Below are 16,531 nucleotides of genomic sequence, written 5' to 3' on the forward strand. Positions count from 1 at the left end.
TGGCATCTACTATCTGTAAATTTGCTTTCGCGTAGGTGACAGTCCTGAAAGAAACATCCTAGATGAGCGAGAAAGAGTTCATGTAACAAATGTAGTTCGCCCAAACCATATTCGACAGACTAGTGATATCAAAGGCAAAATCTATGGCACGAACCTCCGTTGAAGTTGACGAACTGGTGTACCAACGGCTTGGGGATATCTATAACAAGCGATACGGTCAGTCTCCTACCGCTTTGGTTGATGCTTTGAACCAAAAATTTCCGGATGCATGGCAGGCCAGCAAGAAAGGTAAGCCCCACAGCCAAAAAGATTTAATTTCAGATCGAACTATTCGCCAGTTCTTTAATAGTACTAATCAGCCTAGGCTGAGCTTAGTGAATCTCAACTATCTCTGCCGCCTAATGCTAGGTAGAAGTTATCAAGACATCCTGGATGGCACTCTTTCTAAAGAGAGAGCAGAGCAGGCAAGAGCGTATTCACCTGATTTTTCTGGCGTTATGAGAACCAAGGAAGTCAGGACAGATGCTTGTATCCCGTCGCTAGAAGATTGGCTTCCCGACTATCAGAATCAGGTGAGGCGACAACATGGATTTGTTCGGATTCCCTATATGAATAAGGCAAAGTCTTTGGACAGCCTGTATATTAATGCCGCTCTGTCTAAGGATTTAAGGATTCGCAAGAAAAAGACGATTAGTCAGCTTCTTCAAGAAATGGAGGGTAAACTAGAGAGCCACTATCAAATTTTGGCTGCTAAAGATGTTTTAGATGAGTCATCTAAGGTCATGATCTGGGGTCGTGCAGGCTCTGGCAAGACGACATTACTCAAGGATCTAGTTTGTGATAGCACTTTTTTGACAGAGACGATTCCTGTCTTTATTTCATTGGCTGAGTATGCTAAGGAGATTGCATCAGGCGAAGGCGATCTTCTCATCGAGACGATTGAAAAGTATATGAAACGTCTGCTTCGTAAGTGTACACATACCCTGTCACGAGAAGCGATAGAGCATTATTTTGTGGAAGGACGATTCTTTATCGCCCTCGATGGGTTAGATGAAGTACCTAACCAATATGTTCACCAGGTAGAAGATAAGATTAGTCATTTAGCAAAAACCTATCCTGAAAATCATTATGTTGTCACCTGCCGATTTGGCTCCGATCATTCAGTGCCGGAAACCTTTACTGAAGTAGAAATCGCTGATTGGAGCCAAGCTCAGATCTATGGCTTTGTGAAAAAGTGGTTTTATGAGTCTAAGGAAAAAGAAGTCGCGAGGATTTTTATTCAAGAATTGGAATCTAATGCCGTTATCTCTGATGTGGCTCGTAATCCTCTTTTGCTAACCTTGTTATGTCAGCTCTATGAAGATGGCTACGAATTTCCTCGTGATCAAGCCGAATTGATCGAGGATGCGGTTGAACTCTATATCCGAAAGTGGGACTCGGCTCGACGGATTAGGCGTGATCCTGATTTTGAGAAAAAACTATCTCGGCAACACCGCAAGGATTTATTTGCAGAAATTGCCTATATTAGTATGATTGAAGATCGCCCTTTCTGGCAGCGTTGGGATCTAGAGGAGGAAACTAGGCATTTCATTGAAAATATACCAGGCGTTACAGACGCCACCTTGGAGCAAGATACGATGACTATTCTCCATGCCTTGGAAGCCGAGCACGGTTTACTAGTGCGAGTTTCTAAGGAGAATTACGCCTTTTCTCATCGCTCATTTCAGGAGTTTTTTGCATTTCTCTATATTTTTTCCCAGTACGGGCAAAATACGGACGCGATTCAGCAATTCCTTGAAAAATATCTTCTAGAGCGGCGTTTCAAGTCAGTGGTGATTATGCTGATTGATCGTCAGCGCGATGCAGAATCATTATTGACCTTTATTCACCAGAAAATGCAGGCACTTGTGAAAAAGCATCCCACAGTGCAAGAATGGCTGACCTGGTTAGAGGCCGTCACCCGTGAGGCTGAGGTGCCTACCGCAGCTTGGCGAGCCTGCATTGCTACCTTTGACCTAGAAACGCCAATGCACTTTGTGGCCAACCCCGCGATTGATCGCATTCGTGCCCAGCGATTGGCTGAAAATCTACGCAGCTTTAATCAAAAGCATAATCGCATCACGAAGACTACACCCCGAATCCGCTTAGTAAGCCGTTTAGCCGTCATTTATAAGCTGGCTATGGATAGGGCGCTAGGCAAGACCGTTGATCTTGAGTTCTTAGGTAAGTTTGACCCAATTTATCAAAATTTTCAGGCGCAACTCAGAAATGTCTTTGTTGATTTAATTGATCTTTGTGATGAAGCGGGATTATCTGAGTTATCCGACGGATTACAGGTATTGTTGAAGGATTTTCCAGAAGAGACTAGCTCAGAGCAGGATTGGGCAACCTGGGCCAAAAAACTACAGAAGGAATTGCAGGGACACCTCAATGAAGGGTATGGCCATCCGGTGACACCAGAGGATGAAGCAGCAGTAGATGATTATATTTACTTGGCTGGGCTGCTAACGGAAGCCATCCTGGGCGATGCTCGCTGCCCCTTTAGCGTGAGGGAAACCTTGCTAGAGTCTCTATTTTTGCCGATTCCCACAGAAGAACTCGTAAACGAGAACTCATCCAAGGTGTAGTCTACGGAAACAGGGGGCACTCGGATCCGGGGACTGAAGCTAGGGTTGTTCGGTGCGACTGAAGACAATCAGCTCTTGCCTTAATGTTTTTTAATTTCCGGCTATTTCCGTTTACTTCCGAGTAGGTCTATAATTTCCCCATCACTAGGTCAAGGGTGGTTCTACATGGATCTATTACCGTGGACGGATTGGCTGCTGGCGGCGGATGAGGTGGATTGCCACCGCAAGCTTGGTTTAGCTTGGGCGGATGGCTGTTGTCGGCATCGGCGGGGGCGATTGGCTCGGCTAAGGTTAGCCTTGTGGTTGCGTTTGGCAGAACTGGGGTATTCGTAAGCCAAAGCCGTCCCGCAAGTATTTCACGAAAAATATTTCACGAAAAAGCCACCAACATCCAGTTCGACAGAGCTCTTTATCCCACATACGACCAGTGCTGGGGCATAAAGCTGAAGCCCCCCTCAATGCTAGCGAACACGATTATTCCTTAATTCAGCCCCAAATTATTGACCAGGGCATCATAAACGACGACCTCAAGGACAGTACGGCTAGGCTCAGATCGTTGTCTATGATAGATAGGCGTGATGTGGGCATAGGGTTGTATGACATCTTCTGAGGCTTCCCCCACGGGGTTGTGGCACGGGGTTCGGCAGTATTTCAAGCAGGATTTGCTGCCCCTGCTAGCGGATTTGCGGCTGGCGATTCTGTTGCTGCTGGCCATTGCCCTGTTCAGTATTTCGGGTACGGTGCTAGAGCAGGGCCAAACCCTAGACTTTTACCAAACCAACTACCCAGAGGATCCGGCCCTGTTCGGCTTCCTCAGTTGGAAGGTGATTTTGACCATCGGGCTAGACCATGTCTATCGCACTTGGTGGTTTTTGGCGCTGCTGATCGTCTTTGGGGCCAGCCTCACCGCCTGCACCTTTACTCGCCAACTGCCCGCCCTAGGGGCCGCCCAAGGTTGGAAATACTACACCCAGCCCCGCCAGTTCCAAAAGCTGGCCCTCAGCACCACCCTCACCGATGCGGATTTGGCCACGCTGTCCAGCCATCTCAGCAAACGCCGCTACCGAGTGTTCCAGGAGGGTACTTCCCTCTACGGACGCAAGGGCATCGTGGGGCGGATTGGGCCGATCATCGTCCACGCCAGCATGATTTTGATTTTGCTGGGGGCCATCTTAGGTGCCATGACCGGATTTTTTGCCCAGGAGATCGTGCCCAGCGGCGACACCTTTCGGATCCAAAACATTTTTGATGCGGGGCCATGGGCTAGGGCGCAAATTCCCACCGATTGGGCGGTTCGGGTCAACCGCTTTTGGATCGACTACACCCCCGACGGCAACATCGACCAGTTCTATTCCGACCTCTCGGTGGTGGATGCGGCGGGGACGGAACTAGACCGCAAAACCATCCACGTCAACGAACCCCTGCGCTACCGAGGCGTCACCCTTTACCAGGCCGATTGGGGCATTGCGGCGGTGCAAATTCAGCTCAACCAAAGCCCCGTCCTACAACTGCCGATGAAACTTTTAGACACCGACGGCCCCCGATTCTGGGGAACCTGGGTGCCCACCCAACCCGACCTCAGTGCTGGCGTTACGTTGTTAGCCCGCGACCTGCAAGGCACGGCGCTGATCTACGACAACGACGGCCAACTTGCCGCCACCCTGCGCTCCGGCATGGCCACCACAGTCAACGGCGTCACCCTGCGGCTGGTGGATGTGATCGGCAGCACCGGACTACAAATCAAAGCCGACCCCGGCATTCCCCTAGTCTATGCAGGCTTTGGGCTGTTGATGCTGGGCGTGATGATGAGCTACGTGTCCCACTCCCAGGTGTGGGCCTTGGCCCAGGATGGCATTCTGTACGTGGGAGGTCGCACCAACCGCGCCCAGGTCGCCTTCGAGCGCGAACTACTCACCCTGCTCGAAACCCTGCCCACCCCGGAAGCCCCGCTCACCCTGGAAGCCCTCACCCTAAATCCCTCTCCCAAGGCGGGAGAGGGACTTTGAGAAACTTCCGGCTCCCCTCTCCCTACCTGGAAGAACGCCTTTACAAAACTTCCGGCTCCCCTCTCCTCCCTGGGAGAGGGGCTGGGGGTGAGGGCTAATCCCGTCAGGCAAGATGCCTAACCTACAATGGCGGTTGTTCTGATTATTAATGTCATCCCTGTTTCCGCTCTCACCCTAGCGACGGCTCTATGGATCTCCTGCGTTCTCTGCCCATCGGTCTTTATTTAGAACAGCCCGTCACCTGGCTGCATCGGTTGGATCCGAGGGTCAAGATGGTTTGGCTGATGAGCATTTTGGTAACGCCCATTTTGGCTAATGCCCAGTGGCGCTTTGCTTTGGTGGGGTTACTGCTGGTGTTAACCCTTTCCGCCCGCATTCCCTATCGCGTGTGGCGGCAACAGTTGGGCTGGCTGGCGCTGTTGAGTTTGGCCGTCATGCTGCTCACCTTTGTCATGCCCGACGGCCTTGAGGTGAGCCAACCCGACCGCACTCCGCCCCCGGAAGTCCTCAACCCGGCACCATCGGCACCGCCATCGGGGACAGAATCGGGCAATCCCACGCAGGCAGAAGCAGAATCCCAGGTGGAGGCTCAGTCTGGGGATCAGCCTAGCCCCACAGAATCCGCCCCAGCTTTGCCCCAGCCCACCGCCTATCGCTACGTGGTGTTTCAATGGGGGCCGATCACCGTTACCCGCCGCTCAATGGATTTGGGCATTCGGGTCGGCACTCTATTATTTACGCTGATCTACGGCACCAACCTTTACCTGCTCACCACCGCCCCCGAAGAAATCACCCTGGCCCTAGAAGCCCTGATGAAGCCCCTGCGCTGGTTCCGGCTCCCGGTCACAGAAATTGCCCTAACGGTAACGCTCTCCCTGCGGTTCATTCCGCTGGTATTAGAAGAAGTGCAAAACCTGGTGCGCTCGGTGCAAACGCGAGCCATCAACTGGCAAAAGCTGGGGGTACGCGGCTCGGCCCAGGTGTGGCTGGCCGTGGTAGAACGCCTGCTGGAAAACCTGCTGCTGCGGGCCGAACAAATCGCCGCTGCCATGGAAGTCCGTGGCTTTACCAGCCCCGACCAACACCAAGTCCGCTGGTATCAGCTCATCCTCCGCCGCTGGGATTGGTTCGCCCTCGGTCTGCTCGTTGTCCTCTGGTGGCTCCGCCTATCCTGGGGACAAAGCACCGTCTAACCCCCTGATCGAAATCCTAGACGTAGAGACTCTAGCTTTTTTGCCTAATCTCTTGGACGGGGAAACCCCGCCCCTACCCATTCCCGCCTCCCCGCATCCTTGCATCTCCGACTCCCGACTCCCGATTCCCAACTCCCAACTCTCTACAGCCTTGACCCCAACCATCCCCGATCCCCAACCCTGGCACCTGCGCTCTCTTCCCCTCAACCAGCGCACGGGCACCGAAATCTTCCAGGCTCTCTACGGTTCTCTATTAAATGAGATCCCCAGTTTGGAAACCGTAGCGGTGCTGCTGGAAAGTCCGCACCCATTACCAGAGTTGGCCCAACCCCACCAGGCCCATAGCCGCTATTCCATTTGTGCTGGCCCGCCCCGGTTTTGGGATGGCCAGCCCCAGCTATGGACGCCAGATTTGGGCGAGATTTTGCCAACCTTGGCCCAGCGGTTGCAGGGGGGATCGTCCTTAACCCTGGTGGGCGACGAAGCTGACCTAGCGATGCAAACCCTTCCGTTTACGGGCGGTTGGCTGGGCTGGTTGGGCTACGATCTGGCCTGGGAAATTGAGCGACTACCAAGCCAGAATCTTGATCCCCTCCCCTTTCCTGTGGCGTTGTGGTATGAACCTGACACGTTTGCCGTGCTGGATCACACGGAACAGCGCCTTTGGTTAGCCGCCACTGACCCCTCCGATCTCGACCGTCTGGTTGATGGCGTAGAGAATCTGGCAACTCAGCGATCCCAGGATTTCCAGGATTCCCACAGTCCCCAGGATGCTCAGGATTCCCAAACTTTCCAAACTTCTCAGGACTCGCAAAATTCCCAGGATGCCAACCCGTCCCAGCGCCCTGATCCCCAGCAATCCCAGGCTTCAGAGTCCCCCCTAACCTTGGGTATGACGGCTGAGGATTACCAAGCTGCTGTCGTCAAAGCCAAGCAGCACATCCAGGCGGGGGATGTCTTCCAGGTCAACCTCTCCCTGCGGTTTTCCACCCAAACCACCGCCCCAAGCTGGGATCTCTACCGCCAGCTCCACCGCATCAATCCCTCACCCTTTGCCTGCTACTGGCATACCCCCTGGGGCGATGTGATTAGCTGTTCCCCAGAGCGACTGATTCAGGTGCGTGGGGATCAGGCCCAGACGCGCCCCATTGCCGGAACCCGTCCGCGAGGCAGCACCCCCGCCGAAGACACCGCCTACGCCGAAACCCTGCTCAGCAACCCCAAGGAGCGAGCCGAACACATCATGCTGGTGGATTTGGAGCGCAACGATCTAGGCCGCGTTTGCCGTTGGGGCACGGTGCGGGTGGATGAGCTGCTGACAGTGGAGTACTACAGCCATGTGATGCACCTAGTCAGCAACGTGGTAGGGCAGTTGTTGCCCGATAAAACGGCGGTGGATTTGATTCGGGCCGCGTTTCCAGGAGGCACCATCACCGGATGCCCCAAGGTGCGCTGTATGGAAATCATCGAAGACCTAGAGCCCGTCCGCCGCAGCCTGTTCTATGGCTCCTGTGGCTATCTAGATCGACGGGGCTATCTGGATTTGAACATTCTCATTCGCACCCTGCTGTATGGTCACGGCGAGGGTCACGGCGAGGGCCAGGGGGAAGCCGCTACTGTATGGGGTCAAGTGGGTGCAGGCATTGTGGCCGACAGCCAGCCCGACCGAGAATGGCGCGAATCGCTGCAAAAGGCGAAGGCTCAGCTTCTGGCGCTGGGGATCACCCTGACGGAGGATTTGGCGTGAGCAGGTGAGGGGATGGGTGAGGAGACCTCACCCCTACGGTCTTCGCAACGGTAGGGGCAGGGTTGCCCTGCCCAGCCAACCTGGGGTGTCATCCAGGATTTCGTCTCAGGGTTAGATGCGGGGAAGCAGCATGATCATTAACAATGGCGCGAATTAAGTAGGGATTAAAACCTAAAAGGTCTAGAATGCCGAACAGGTTTTAAAATGGTTGTTGCCATTTTGACTGATCATCGTGGCTTTTCCCTGTAGAGACCTCCATCGTCGTTCCTAACTTGAATGAGCACAGAAACCTATCTCAATCACCCTAACTTCGGCCTGCTCTTCAGGGTCTGCATGGTCGAGGACGGGCAGGAGTTGTTTGCCACCCTCTATGCCCAACGCTTGTTTTTTCTGGTCACAAACGCAGGGACAGAGGGCATTGTCTTTCAGCCCCTAGGCCGGAGCAATGCCCGTCAAATGCTGGAAAACCGGATGCGGCTGTTGCGCCGAGCAGGTCAACAGGCCGACTACGACAAGCTTCAGCACACCTACAAGCAAACCTTTCAGTAACCCTTCAGGCATGGCAACTCCATGATAGCAACGGCCTCCGATCAGCAGATCACCGAGCGGATTCGGGACTTGCAAGCCAGTTTGCCTCCTACGGTCACGTTGGTTGCCGTAACCAAGCTCTTGCCTGTGGAGGTGATCCGGATCGCCTACAATGCTGGGGTGCGCCACTTTGGCGAAAGTCGGGTGCAGGAAGCCATCGCCAAACAAGCAGATCTTCAGGACTATCCCGACATTACTTGGCACCTGATCGGCCATCTGCAAACCAACAAAGCCCGCAAGGCAGTGGAGCATTTTCAATGGATCCACTCCATCGACAGTCTGAAACTGGCAGAACGGCTCAACCAGGTGGCAGCGGAGCTGGGCAAATGCCCCCACGGCTGTCTTCAGGTGAAAATGGTGCCCGATCCACCGAAAACGGGGTTTGACCTGGCCGAACTGGATACGGCCCTGCCCGCCCTCAATCAGCTTACCCACCTCAATATTTGTGGGCTGATGGCCATCCCGCCCCAAGCTTCCAGCCCAGACGACATTCAGCGAATCTTTGAGGGAGCCAAGCAACTAGCGGATCGCATTAACCAATCCAACTTTGCCCACCTGAAGATTCATCAGCTTTCCCTCGGCATGTCTGGCGACTACCCCCTTGCCATTGCCGCTGGATCCACCATGATTCGATTGGGCACCACCCTCTTTGGGCCTCGGCCTAGCCTCGCGCCCTAGGCCACAGGCCAAGCACCAGTTTTGGAGCGCAAGGCACAGGACTAGAGATCAAGACAGGTATGGCCCCGATGCGCTGCCCTGAGTCGGCCAAGGGCTTGGCAGAAGAAAGATTCAGGCACAGGGCTGGGCGACCATGACCGAAGGATCTCGGCCCCTAGGACACCGTGGACTGGGCGAATTTTTAACTAAATGTGAATCCTCCATCCAACTTAAAAAATTCGTGTATACTGTGGCTCAATATTCTGCAAGCAGGATATTTGCAAGGTCTATGCGCCTTCCGTCTGCGTTAAGTCGGGTGATGGGAAGCGCCAGCGGTGATCTCCTTTACAACCCAAATTCGGCTGCCATTCTGAGGGTGGAACTGACTGGATTGGGGGCAAGGCCCTTCATCGGGTTTGGCGCTTACTGAGAGAATCCAACCTAGCGTTCTCAGGTTCTCAAGCCCTTCTGTCCATCGATTTCGATAATTTTTAAAAAAATCGTTGGCAAATTGATATTAGGCGCTATCATGGCCATCGGATAACCAAAGGGTGCGTAATCCCTTGAATTCTCGGACTGATTCATCGGATTCCCCAGCCTAAGAGAGTGATAGTCATCGTGGAGTGTAAGTTGTGAGCAATGTCTTCGCTAAACTGCGGGATTTCGTTGGCCTCAACGACCCGGCAGATTATGAGTACGAATACGAAGAAATGGATGGTGAGGAGTACCAAAACCTGTATCAGGAAGAGAATCCTCAGCCCCCGGTTCAGCCCATGCCCGAAGAACCTCGTCGCAGCAGCCGTCGTCTGCGCGAGCGTGCAATGACCTCTGATACAGGAATGACCCCCATGGCCAGCAATGTAATTGGTATGCCCGGTGCGATGAACGGCACCTCTGAAGTGGTGGTAATGGAACCTCGCTCCTTCGAGGAAATGCCCATGGCCATCCAAGCCCTGCGCGAGCGCAAGTCCGTGGTGCTCAACCTCACCATCATGGATCCCGATCAGGCTCAACGCGCTGTGGACTTTGTGGCGGGCGGCACCTACGCCATCGACGGGCACCAAGAACGCATTGGCGAAAGCATTTTCCTGTTCACCCCCAACTGCGTGCAGGTGAGCACCCCCACCGAGTACGAAGAAGAAACCTTCGTGGGTCAGCCCCAATCCATGCCCATGGCTGGCCAAATGCCCCCCGCCCCCGCCTGGGGCACCGAGCAGATCGCTCGTATGGCCTAGGGTTAGTGGTCGCCTAGAAAACGCCCCGCCAGGGTTTGTTTTCCATACTTAGGCTTTGCGCAAGACAGTTGCGCTCAAACTTAGGCTATCCACTGGCATGACTGCTCTCACGATCTGAGCGGATTCCTGACGGGAGTCCGCTCAGGTTGTTTTGTTTGGGCCAGTTTGGTCTGGGTCAGTTTAGTCTGGGTCAGTATTGTAACGTCGGGAATAACGGTTGAATTTCACCATGGCAAGCGGAAATTTAGGGGTAATTGGCGGCGGCGTGATGGGGGAAGCGCTCCTGTCGCGGTTGATTGACCAGGGCATCTTTGAGGCATCGCAGATTGTCGTCAGCGATCCTCAATCCGCCCGTCGCGAGTTTTTAGAGCAGACCTACGGGGTTAGCACCACAACGGATAACGCCGAAGTCGTGGCCAAGGCGGCAACGATTTTGCTGGCTATCAAGCCCCAAATGCTAGACGCCGTGGCCCAAGACCTTGATGCCCGTGGCCCCCAGGATGCTGCACCACTGGGGCTGTCGATTTTGGCGGGGATTCCCCTCGCTCGTTTAGAGGCCGCCTTTCCCGGTTGGGCCATGGTGCGGGCCATGCCCAATACTCCGGCCACCGTGGGCGCAGGCGTCACTGCCCTGGCCACCGGAATCCGTACCACCGCCGATCAATTTGCCTGGGCCAAGACGATTTTTGCCAGCGTAGGCGAGGTGGTGGAAGTGCCCGAATCCTCCATGGATGCCGTGACGGCCCTCTCTGGATCGGGGCCGGGGTATGTGGCGCTAATGGTAGAAGCCTTGGCCGATGGGGGCGTTGCGGTTGGGTTGCCACGGGCCACCGCCATGCAGTTGGCCATCCAAACCCTGAAGGGCACCGCCGAACTCCTGCAACAAAGCCAGATGCACCCCGGCGTGCTGAAGGATCGCGTCACCAGTCCGGGCGGGACAACGATTGCCGGAATTGCCCAACTAGAGTCAGCGGGGCTACGATCTGCCCTGATTGAGGCAGTGCGGGCAGCCCATCGACGTTCGGTAGAACTGGGGCAGTAGGCGCAAGGTAGCGAAGGGGTGAACGAACCTGAGCTCTACGATAGGAAACCTAACCGATTTGGGTACGATACAAAGGAGAGCTACCATTCCGTTTGGTGTATAGGGTCGTTGTGCTATGGATACGCTCACCCGTTTGCTGGTTCAGGTGTTAATTGCGGTGATTTGCGCCGTTTTGGCCAATTTTCTGGTGCCTCGGCGCATTCCGGGCAAAGCGGTCGGACTGGTCATTATCGGCCTAACCGGGGTGTTTTTGGGGGAATGGGTGCTCAACAACATCCTCCGCCAGTACAACATCACTTTTCCCTGGCTCACTTGGTCCTTTATGGGAGTGCCGATTTTACCCTCCGTCGTGGGGTCAATGGTTGTGCTGTACCTCGTGTCCGCCTTTCTGAGCTGGGGGCGCTACGGCAATCGATAGGTGGCCCCCGTTGTGGGTGGCCAACGCCGTTTCCGCCGACCCTGGGGCAATGATATAGCGATTGCGGCCCTGCTGCTTGGCTTGGTAGAGGGCTTGATCGGCCTGGTCAATGAGAGTATGGGGAGACTGAAGCGCGGTGGGTTGGGTTGTGGCAATCCCTAGGCTCACAGTGACATAGGGCTGATTGGGGATGCCGCCGTGGGGCAGATGCGCCTGGGCAATGGTCTGGCGCACTCGCTCTGCTGCGCGAACTGCCCCCGCCAGATCGGTGTTGGGCAGAATGATGGCAAACTCTTCTCCCCCGTAGCGAGCGGCCAGGTTAGCGGGGCGTTGGATAGATCGCCGAATCGCCATCGCCACCTGTTCAATACAGTCATCTCCCGCCAGGTGTCCGTGGGTGTCGTTATAGCGTTTGAAATGGTCGATATCGAGGAGCACCAAACTCAGGGGAGTGCGCTCATGGGTCAGGCGCTGCCACACTTGGTCTAGGTAATCGTCAAAATAGCGGCGATTGGCTAGCCCGGTGAGTTTGTCATGGGTGGCCAGGTGTTGAAGTTCTTGGTTGACCTGCTGCACCTGTTCATAGAGTTCCGACTTTTGGATGGCAATGGCGAGCTGATTCGCCAACTGGCTGAGCGTTTCCACCTCTAGGTCGCTCCAGGATCGGGGCGCATCACACTGATGACACACCAGCAGCCCCCACAAAGTTGCTCCTTGCAGGATGGGCAATCCGAGGTTAGCCCGCACCCCTAGCTGGGTCAACATCGCCCTATAGCAGGGCGACAGCCCAGAGGACTGAACATCGGCAACGCGGTGGATGCGCCCCTGGCGGTAGGCTTGAACGGCGGGGCTACTCACCGCAAAACATCGATCCTCCACCTGTACCTGGCGCAGGGAATAGGTCGGCTGACTCACGGCCTCGGCGATTACTCGGCCACCGCCCTCGGATCCATCAAAGCGGTAGACCATCACTCGGCTAGCCTGCATCATGGCCCGCAGTTCCGTCACCGCCGTATTCAAGACCTCTTGGAGATCGAGGGATTGGGAAATGTGCTGGGTCACTTCGGCCAACACCCGATCCCGCTGGGCCTGCTGCCGAAAGAGGTTAGTCTGTTCCTCCAGCTTGCGCTCGGCTTCGGCAATGGCGGTGATGTCTCGCACGATGACAAGTACCTCGCCGTCGTTCATGGGGATGACGCGCACCTCCTCATGGCAGAGTTGGCCCGCCACCTCAATATCCTGGCGATAGATCTGGCGCGTTTGGGTCGCTAGGGCTTGCTGGGTATAGTGCAGCCGCTTTTTGGCTAGGGGATAGGGCAGCAAGTCATAAATCGAAGCCCGCTGGCGAGGATCCAGATCCCGCCACAGCACCACGTCACTCCCCTGCCCTAGATATAGGCACTGCCCCTCTCGCGTCATCCGCATTAGCAAGTCTGGGATGGCGCTGAGGATAGCCTGCTGATGGCTATCCTCTTCCGCTGATCCTTGGCCTTCTAGCAACAATCCGGTTTGCCCATTGGCCAACACCACCGTTGAGCCCAGGCAGCACAGCGGTTTGCCCTGCGCCGAAGACACTATGGGGCGCAATCCCTCTATTGATTGCCCCGCTTCCATCGCCTGACGATAGCCGATCAGGAGATTGTGCCACCCCGCCCCGGCCCCCTGCATCCAAGCCGCCGCCCCCTCCACCGAGGCGAGGCCCATCCAGTCGAGCGCAGCTGCATTGGCCCACAACAGGTCTAGGGAACTTAGCCCATACAACCACACGGGAGTTTGGAGGCACCCTAGCAGTACAGACGGCAAGGTCTCCGTACTGCCCTGGAGATCAGCGGTGTCACCACCATGGCGCTGTTTATCCACCTCTGCTGTCACTCCGCCTCCACGAATACACTCCAGTCTGGCCATAGTCCCCAGTGCCAACGGGCGTGGCGTGGGCGTTCACGGCGCTAGCAGAGGACTGGAGCTTGCCAGCACAATATCCATACTTTAATGATATTCAGCCTCAACCTTTACCTAATCTAAACAATTCCCCGTCACTCTGTTGAGGATTGACCATAGATATTTACCCCGGGTGCTGTCCAGAACGGCAGCGTAGGCAAAGCCCATCTGGGCATCAACAGACACCCAGGGAATCGTTGCCCCCCCACGGGGGGCTAGGTCAAGACCTGCTTCAGGGCATGCAGCAAGGTATCCACAAGGCGCGGATCGCTATTGTGGCCCATTAGGCCAATGCGCCATACCCGACCCGCCAGTTCGCCCAAGCCGCCGCCGATTTCAATGTGGTGATCGGTCAACAGTTGCCGTCCTACGGCCTTAGCATCCACGCCATCGGGCACGCGCACGGTGGTGAGGGTGGGCAAGCGGAACTCCTGGGGCACATGGCAAGACAGACCCAACTCCGCCAGCCCCGCCCAGAGGTATTCTGCGGTGGCTTGGTGGCGCTGCCAGCGGGCCTCTAGCCCTTCCTCCGCCAGCAATCGCAGGGCCTCCCGTAGGGCGTAGGTGAGGTTGATGGGGGCGGTGTGATGGTACACCCGGCTGCTGCCCCAATACTGCCGCAGCAGGGCCGCATCCAAGTACCAGTTGGCCACGGGCTTGGCGCGACGTTCCAGCTTTTCTACCGCCCGTGGCCCCATGGTGAAAGGGGAAATACCAGGAGCGCAGCTCAACCCCTTTTGGCTACAGCTATAGGCCAAATCCACCTGCCATTCATCCAGGAAAATCGGCACGCCGCCCATACTGGTCACGGTATCCACCACCAGCAGGCAACCCTGGGCACGGCAGGCTTCACCCACCCCCTCCAAGGGTTGTCGCACCCCAGTGGAGGTCTCAGCGTGGACGATGGCCATCAAATCCGGCTGGTGGGTCTGGAGGGCGGCGGTGATTTCCTCTAGGGTGAAGGCTTCGCCCCAGGGCTTTTGGATGGTGACGACCTCGGCCCCGTAGCGCTGGGCCATGTTGACCAACCGATGGCCAAAGTATCCCTTCACCGCCACCAAGACGCGATCTCCGGGTTCAATGGCGTTGGCTAGGGTGGCTTCCATCGCCGCCGACCCGGTGCCCGCAATGGCATAGGTGAGATCGTTATCGGTTTGCCAGGTGTAGCGCAGCAGCTCTTGCACCTCATCCATCATCGCCAGATAGTCGGGATCCAAGTGGCCAAGGGGCTGGTGGTTCATGGCCGCAATCACCTGGGGGTGGGCGTTGGATGGCCCCGGCCCCAACAACAGCCGTTCTGGCACCACTAGGGGATTGAGGGACGTCCGATGGGTATCGCGGACGGTGGGAGACGCAACAGCGGGGGTCGTGACCATGGCAAAGCCTCGCATCTAAAACCAATGGGTTGAGTAGTGTTATTGTCCTACGGAAGGGGCTAGGCTGGGAGCCAAGTTTACCGCTGACGATAGAGGCTGTACACCATAGTGCAAAAACACTTCATCGGCCACAGTTTGGCAGCCCATGAGGGTCAGGCGTGGCGCAAGTTCGGCGAGAAATCCCTCGCCATCGACGGGAGTGGGGGCCGCTGCACCGCCAATGAGCAGAGGGCAGAGGGTAAGGTAGACCTCATCGATCAGGCCGTGGCGCAACAGTTCGGAGGTGAGCAATCCACCCCCCAGCAAGGCGAGGGACTGAATCCCCTGGGCTGACAACCGATCCAGCAGATCGGGCCAGTCCCAGGTGTGGGCTAGATCGTCGGGTATTGTCCACAGATGATCAAAATAGGCCTTTTCTTGCCAAGCCTTTGCCCCGGTGACGGTGGTGATCAACCCCCGAGGAACGGGCTGCTGAAAAAAACGGTACTGCGGATCTAAACGACCCGAGGGCGACCAAACAATGTGGATCGGCTGATCGGTCTGGCCCCGCTGGCGACGAGCTTCAATCAATGGAGGACTGCGAACGCTGAGGGTGGTGCCGTAGGCCCGCAGGGTGCCGCCCCCAAACAAAACACCATCCGCCTCCGCCACCCTGGCCTCTAGGTGGTCTAAATCCGCCTGGGAAGAAAACCGCGCCGCCCGCCGTTGGGCATCAGCGATTTTCCCATCCAGGCTCATGGCCAAAACGAGGGTGGTGCGGGGCCGAATCATAGGTAGTGCCAATGGAGGTGATTGCTGATGGACGGGATTGCTGATCCCAAGTGTTGTCCTGGGTGGGATCACAATTCGCCATAATGACAGTATGGCTACTTTTCTACGACCCCTCAGCTACCGCCATCAGTGGTTATACGATGGTATTTCTCGCACCGCCGCCCTCACCGTAGGCGGCGAGCGCCGATTTCGCACCCTGGCCCTGCAAGACCTCGCCCTCACCCCGGCGGCGTCGGTGCTAGATCTCTGCTGCGGAAGCGGCCAAACCACAGCCTTTTTGGTGAACCACAGCCAGCGGGTCACGGGCCTCGATGCCTCGCCCAAGTCCATCGAGCGGGCTAGGCGCAACGTGCCCCAAGCCACCTTTGTGGAGGGCTGGGCCGAGACCATGCCCTTTGAGGACAACTGCTTTGATCTGATCCACAGCAGCGCCGCCCTGCACGAGATGGAACCCGGACAGCGGCAACAAATCTTTGCAGAAATCTTGCGGGTTCTACGGCCTGGGGGCATAGTGGCAGTGGTAGATTTCCACAGCCCCCATAATCCGGTCTACTGGCCGGGGTTAGCGACGTTCCTATGGTTGTTTGAAACCCACACCGCCTGGGCCATGCTCAAGGCTGATCTTCCCCAAGAACTCCGCGACCTTGGCTTTCAAGCGATGGCCCATCGGCTCTATGCTGGCGGCAGTCTTCAGGTGGTGCAGGCCCAGAAGCCCACAGCCTCCCCGATTCAGCGGACTGAAGACGACCCAAGATAGAAAAGATACCCGAAATATCTGATCCATCTTTTTCGACCTTCAGTATGATTTGGAGCAGGTTAGGCGCGGCAACTGATCCAAGTCATGGGCTGTACTAACTCAGTAGAGCTACGTTAAGGAGTGCTGCCTTATCAACGGTTACTTTTTGAGTCTTCAGTATAAATGCTGAAATTCTT

At 56.0% G+C, this 16,531-nt stretch carries 13 protein-coding genes; 10 read left to right on the forward strand and 3 right to left on the reverse strand.

The window, feature by feature from the left end:
• Nucleotides 1-143 precede the first annotated feature (143 nt).
• The 9 genes from GFS31_RS17405 to GFS31_RS17445 all read left to right on the forward strand — a co-directional run bounded on the left by GFS31_RS17405 (nucleotide 144) and on the right by GFS31_RS17445 (nucleotide 11,513).
• Nucleotides 144-2,627, forward strand: coding sequence for an NACHT domain-containing protein (locus GFS31_RS17405; protein ID WP_198806006.1), 2,484 nt, complete (start codon nucleotides 144-146; stop codon nucleotides 2,625-2,627).
• Nucleotides 2,628-3,223: 596 nt separating this feature from the next.
• Entirely contained in the window at nucleotides 3,224-4,633 is a 1,410-nt protein-coding gene (locus GFS31_RS17410; RefSeq protein ID WP_198806007.1) for a cytochrome c biogenesis protein, read from the forward strand.
• Nucleotides 4,634-4,821: 188 nt separating this feature from the next.
• A complete protein-coding gene (locus GFS31_RS17415) occupies nucleotides 4,822-5,826 on the forward strand; it encodes an energy-coupling factor transporter transmembrane component T family protein (RefSeq protein ID WP_198806008.1) in 1,005 nt (334 codons plus the stop codon).
• A gap of 151 nt (nucleotides 5,827-5,977) precedes the next feature.
• Entirely contained in the window at nucleotides 5,978-7,573 is a 1,596-nt protein-coding gene (locus GFS31_RS17420) for a chorismate-binding protein (protein WP_225907483.1), read from the forward strand.
• 276 nt (nucleotides 7,574-7,849) lie between these two features.
• Nucleotides 7,850-8,122 (forward strand): transcriptional coactivator PipX, encoded by a 273-nt coding sequence (pipX, locus tag GFS31_RS17425; RefSeq protein WP_198806009.1) that lies wholly within the window; start codon nucleotides 7,850-7,852, stop codon nucleotides 8,120-8,122.
• Between the two features lie 21 nt (nucleotides 8,123-8,143).
• Nucleotides 8,144-8,839, forward strand: a complete 696-nt coding sequence (locus tag GFS31_RS17430; RefSeq protein ID WP_198806010.1) for a YggS family pyridoxal phosphate-dependent enzyme — start codon at nucleotides 8,144-8,146, stop codon at nucleotides 8,837-8,839.
• A gap of 611 nt (nucleotides 8,840-9,450) precedes the next feature.
• A complete protein-coding gene (locus tag GFS31_RS17435) occupies nucleotides 9,451-10,053 on the forward strand; it encodes a cell division protein SepF (RefSeq protein WP_198806011.1) in 603 nt (200 codons plus the stop codon).
• A gap of 229 nt (nucleotides 10,054-10,282) precedes the next feature.
• The gene (gene proC, locus GFS31_RS17440; RefSeq protein WP_198806012.1) at nucleotides 10,283-11,095 is read left to right on the forward strand and encodes a pyrroline-5-carboxylate reductase; all 813 of its coding nucleotides are present in this window, start codon (nucleotides 10,283-10,285) and stop codon (nucleotides 11,093-11,095) included.
• Nucleotides 11,096-11,210: 115 nt separating this feature from the next.
• Complete coding sequence (locus tag GFS31_RS17445; RefSeq protein WP_198806013.1) at nucleotides 11,211-11,513, forward strand: GlsB/YeaQ/YmgE family stress response membrane protein; 303 nt, start codon at nucleotides 11,211-11,213, stop codon at nucleotides 11,511-11,513.
• On the opposite strand, the gene GFS31_RS17450 is transcribed toward GFS31_RS17445, so the two are convergent.
• The 3 genes from GFS31_RS17450 to GFS31_RS17460 all read right to left on the reverse strand — a co-directional run bounded on the left by GFS31_RS17450 (nucleotide 11,451) and on the right by GFS31_RS17460 (nucleotide 15,598).
• The gene (locus GFS31_RS17450) at nucleotides 11,451-13,418 is read right to left on the reverse strand and encodes a sensor domain-containing diguanylate cyclase (RefSeq protein WP_198806014.1); all 1,968 of its coding nucleotides are present in this window, start codon (nucleotides 13,416-13,418) and stop codon (nucleotides 11,451-11,453) included. The two genes, GFS31_RS17445 and GFS31_RS17450, sit on opposite strands and share 63 nt — an antisense overlap.
• Before the next feature lie 248 nt (nucleotides 13,419-13,666).
• A complete protein-coding gene (locus GFS31_RS17455; protein ID WP_198806015.1) occupies nucleotides 13,667-14,827 on the reverse strand; it encodes a pyridoxal-phosphate-dependent aminotransferase family protein in 1,161 nt (386 codons plus the stop codon).
• Nucleotides 14,828-14,866: 39 nt separating this feature from the next.
• Nucleotides 14,867-15,598 carry a RibD family protein gene (locus tag GFS31_RS17460; protein WP_198806016.1) on the reverse strand — a complete coding sequence of 244 codons (732 nt, stop codon included), beginning with the start codon at nucleotides 15,596-15,598 and terminating at the stop codon, nucleotides 14,867-14,869.
• Between the two features lie 91 nt (nucleotides 15,599-15,689).
• Here GFS31_RS17460 and GFS31_RS17465 point away from each other — a divergent pair, with 91 nt between their 5' ends.
• Nucleotides 15,690-16,355 (forward strand): class I SAM-dependent methyltransferase, encoded by a 666-nt coding sequence (locus GFS31_RS17465; RefSeq protein ID WP_198806017.1) that lies wholly within the window; start codon nucleotides 15,690-15,692, stop codon nucleotides 16,353-16,355.
• The last annotated feature ends 176 nt before the right edge of the window (nucleotides 16,356-16,531 follow it).

Origin of the sequence: Leptolyngbya sp. BL0902, assembly GCF_016403105.1 — a bacterium.
Lineage (GTDB): Bacteria > Cyanobacteriota > Cyanobacteriia > Phormidesmidales > Phormidesmidaceae > Nodosilinea.

Excerpts from the sequence above, each read along its gene's own strand:
- GFS31_RS17405 (WP_198806006.1), top strand. The coding sequence starts at position 144 with ATGGCACGAACCTCCGTTGAAGTTGACGAACTGGTGTACCAACGGCTT.
- GFS31_RS17410 (WP_198806007.1), top strand. The coding sequence starts at position 3,224 with ATGACATCTTCTGAGGCTTCCCCCACGGGGTTGTGGCACGGGGTTCGG.
- GFS31_RS17415 (WP_198806008.1), top strand. The coding sequence starts at position 4,822 with ATGGATCTCCTGCGTTCTCTGCCCATCGGTCTTTATTTAGAACAGCCC.
- pipX (WP_198806009.1), top strand. The coding sequence starts at position 7,850 with ATGAGCACAGAAACCTATCTCAATCACCCTAACTTCGGCCTGCTCTTC.
- GFS31_RS17430 (WP_198806010.1), top strand. The coding sequence starts at position 8,144 with ATGATAGCAACGGCCTCCGATCAGCAGATCACCGAGCGGATTCGGGAC.
- proC (WP_198806012.1), top strand. The coding sequence starts at position 10,283 with ATGGCAAGCGGAAATTTAGGGGTAATTGGCGGCGGCGTGATGGGGGAA.
- GFS31_RS17445 (WP_198806013.1), top strand. The coding sequence starts at position 11,211 with ATGGATACGCTCACCCGTTTGCTGGTTCAGGTGTTAATTGCGGTGATT.
- GFS31_RS17450 (WP_198806014.1), bottom strand. The coding sequence starts at position 13,418 with ATGGCCAGACTGGAGTGTATTCGTGGAGGCGGAGTGACAGCAGAGGTG.
- GFS31_RS17455 (WP_198806015.1), bottom strand. The coding sequence starts at position 14,827 with ATGGTCACGACCCCCGCTGTTGCGTCTCCCACCGTCCGCGATACCCAT.
- GFS31_RS17460 (WP_198806016.1), bottom strand. The coding sequence starts at position 15,598 with ATGATTCGGCCCCGCACCACCCTCGTTTTGGCCATGAGCCTGGATGGG.
- GFS31_RS17465 (WP_198806017.1), top strand. The coding sequence starts at position 15,690 with ATGGCTACTTTTCTACGACCCCTCAGCTACCGCCATCAGTGGTTATAC.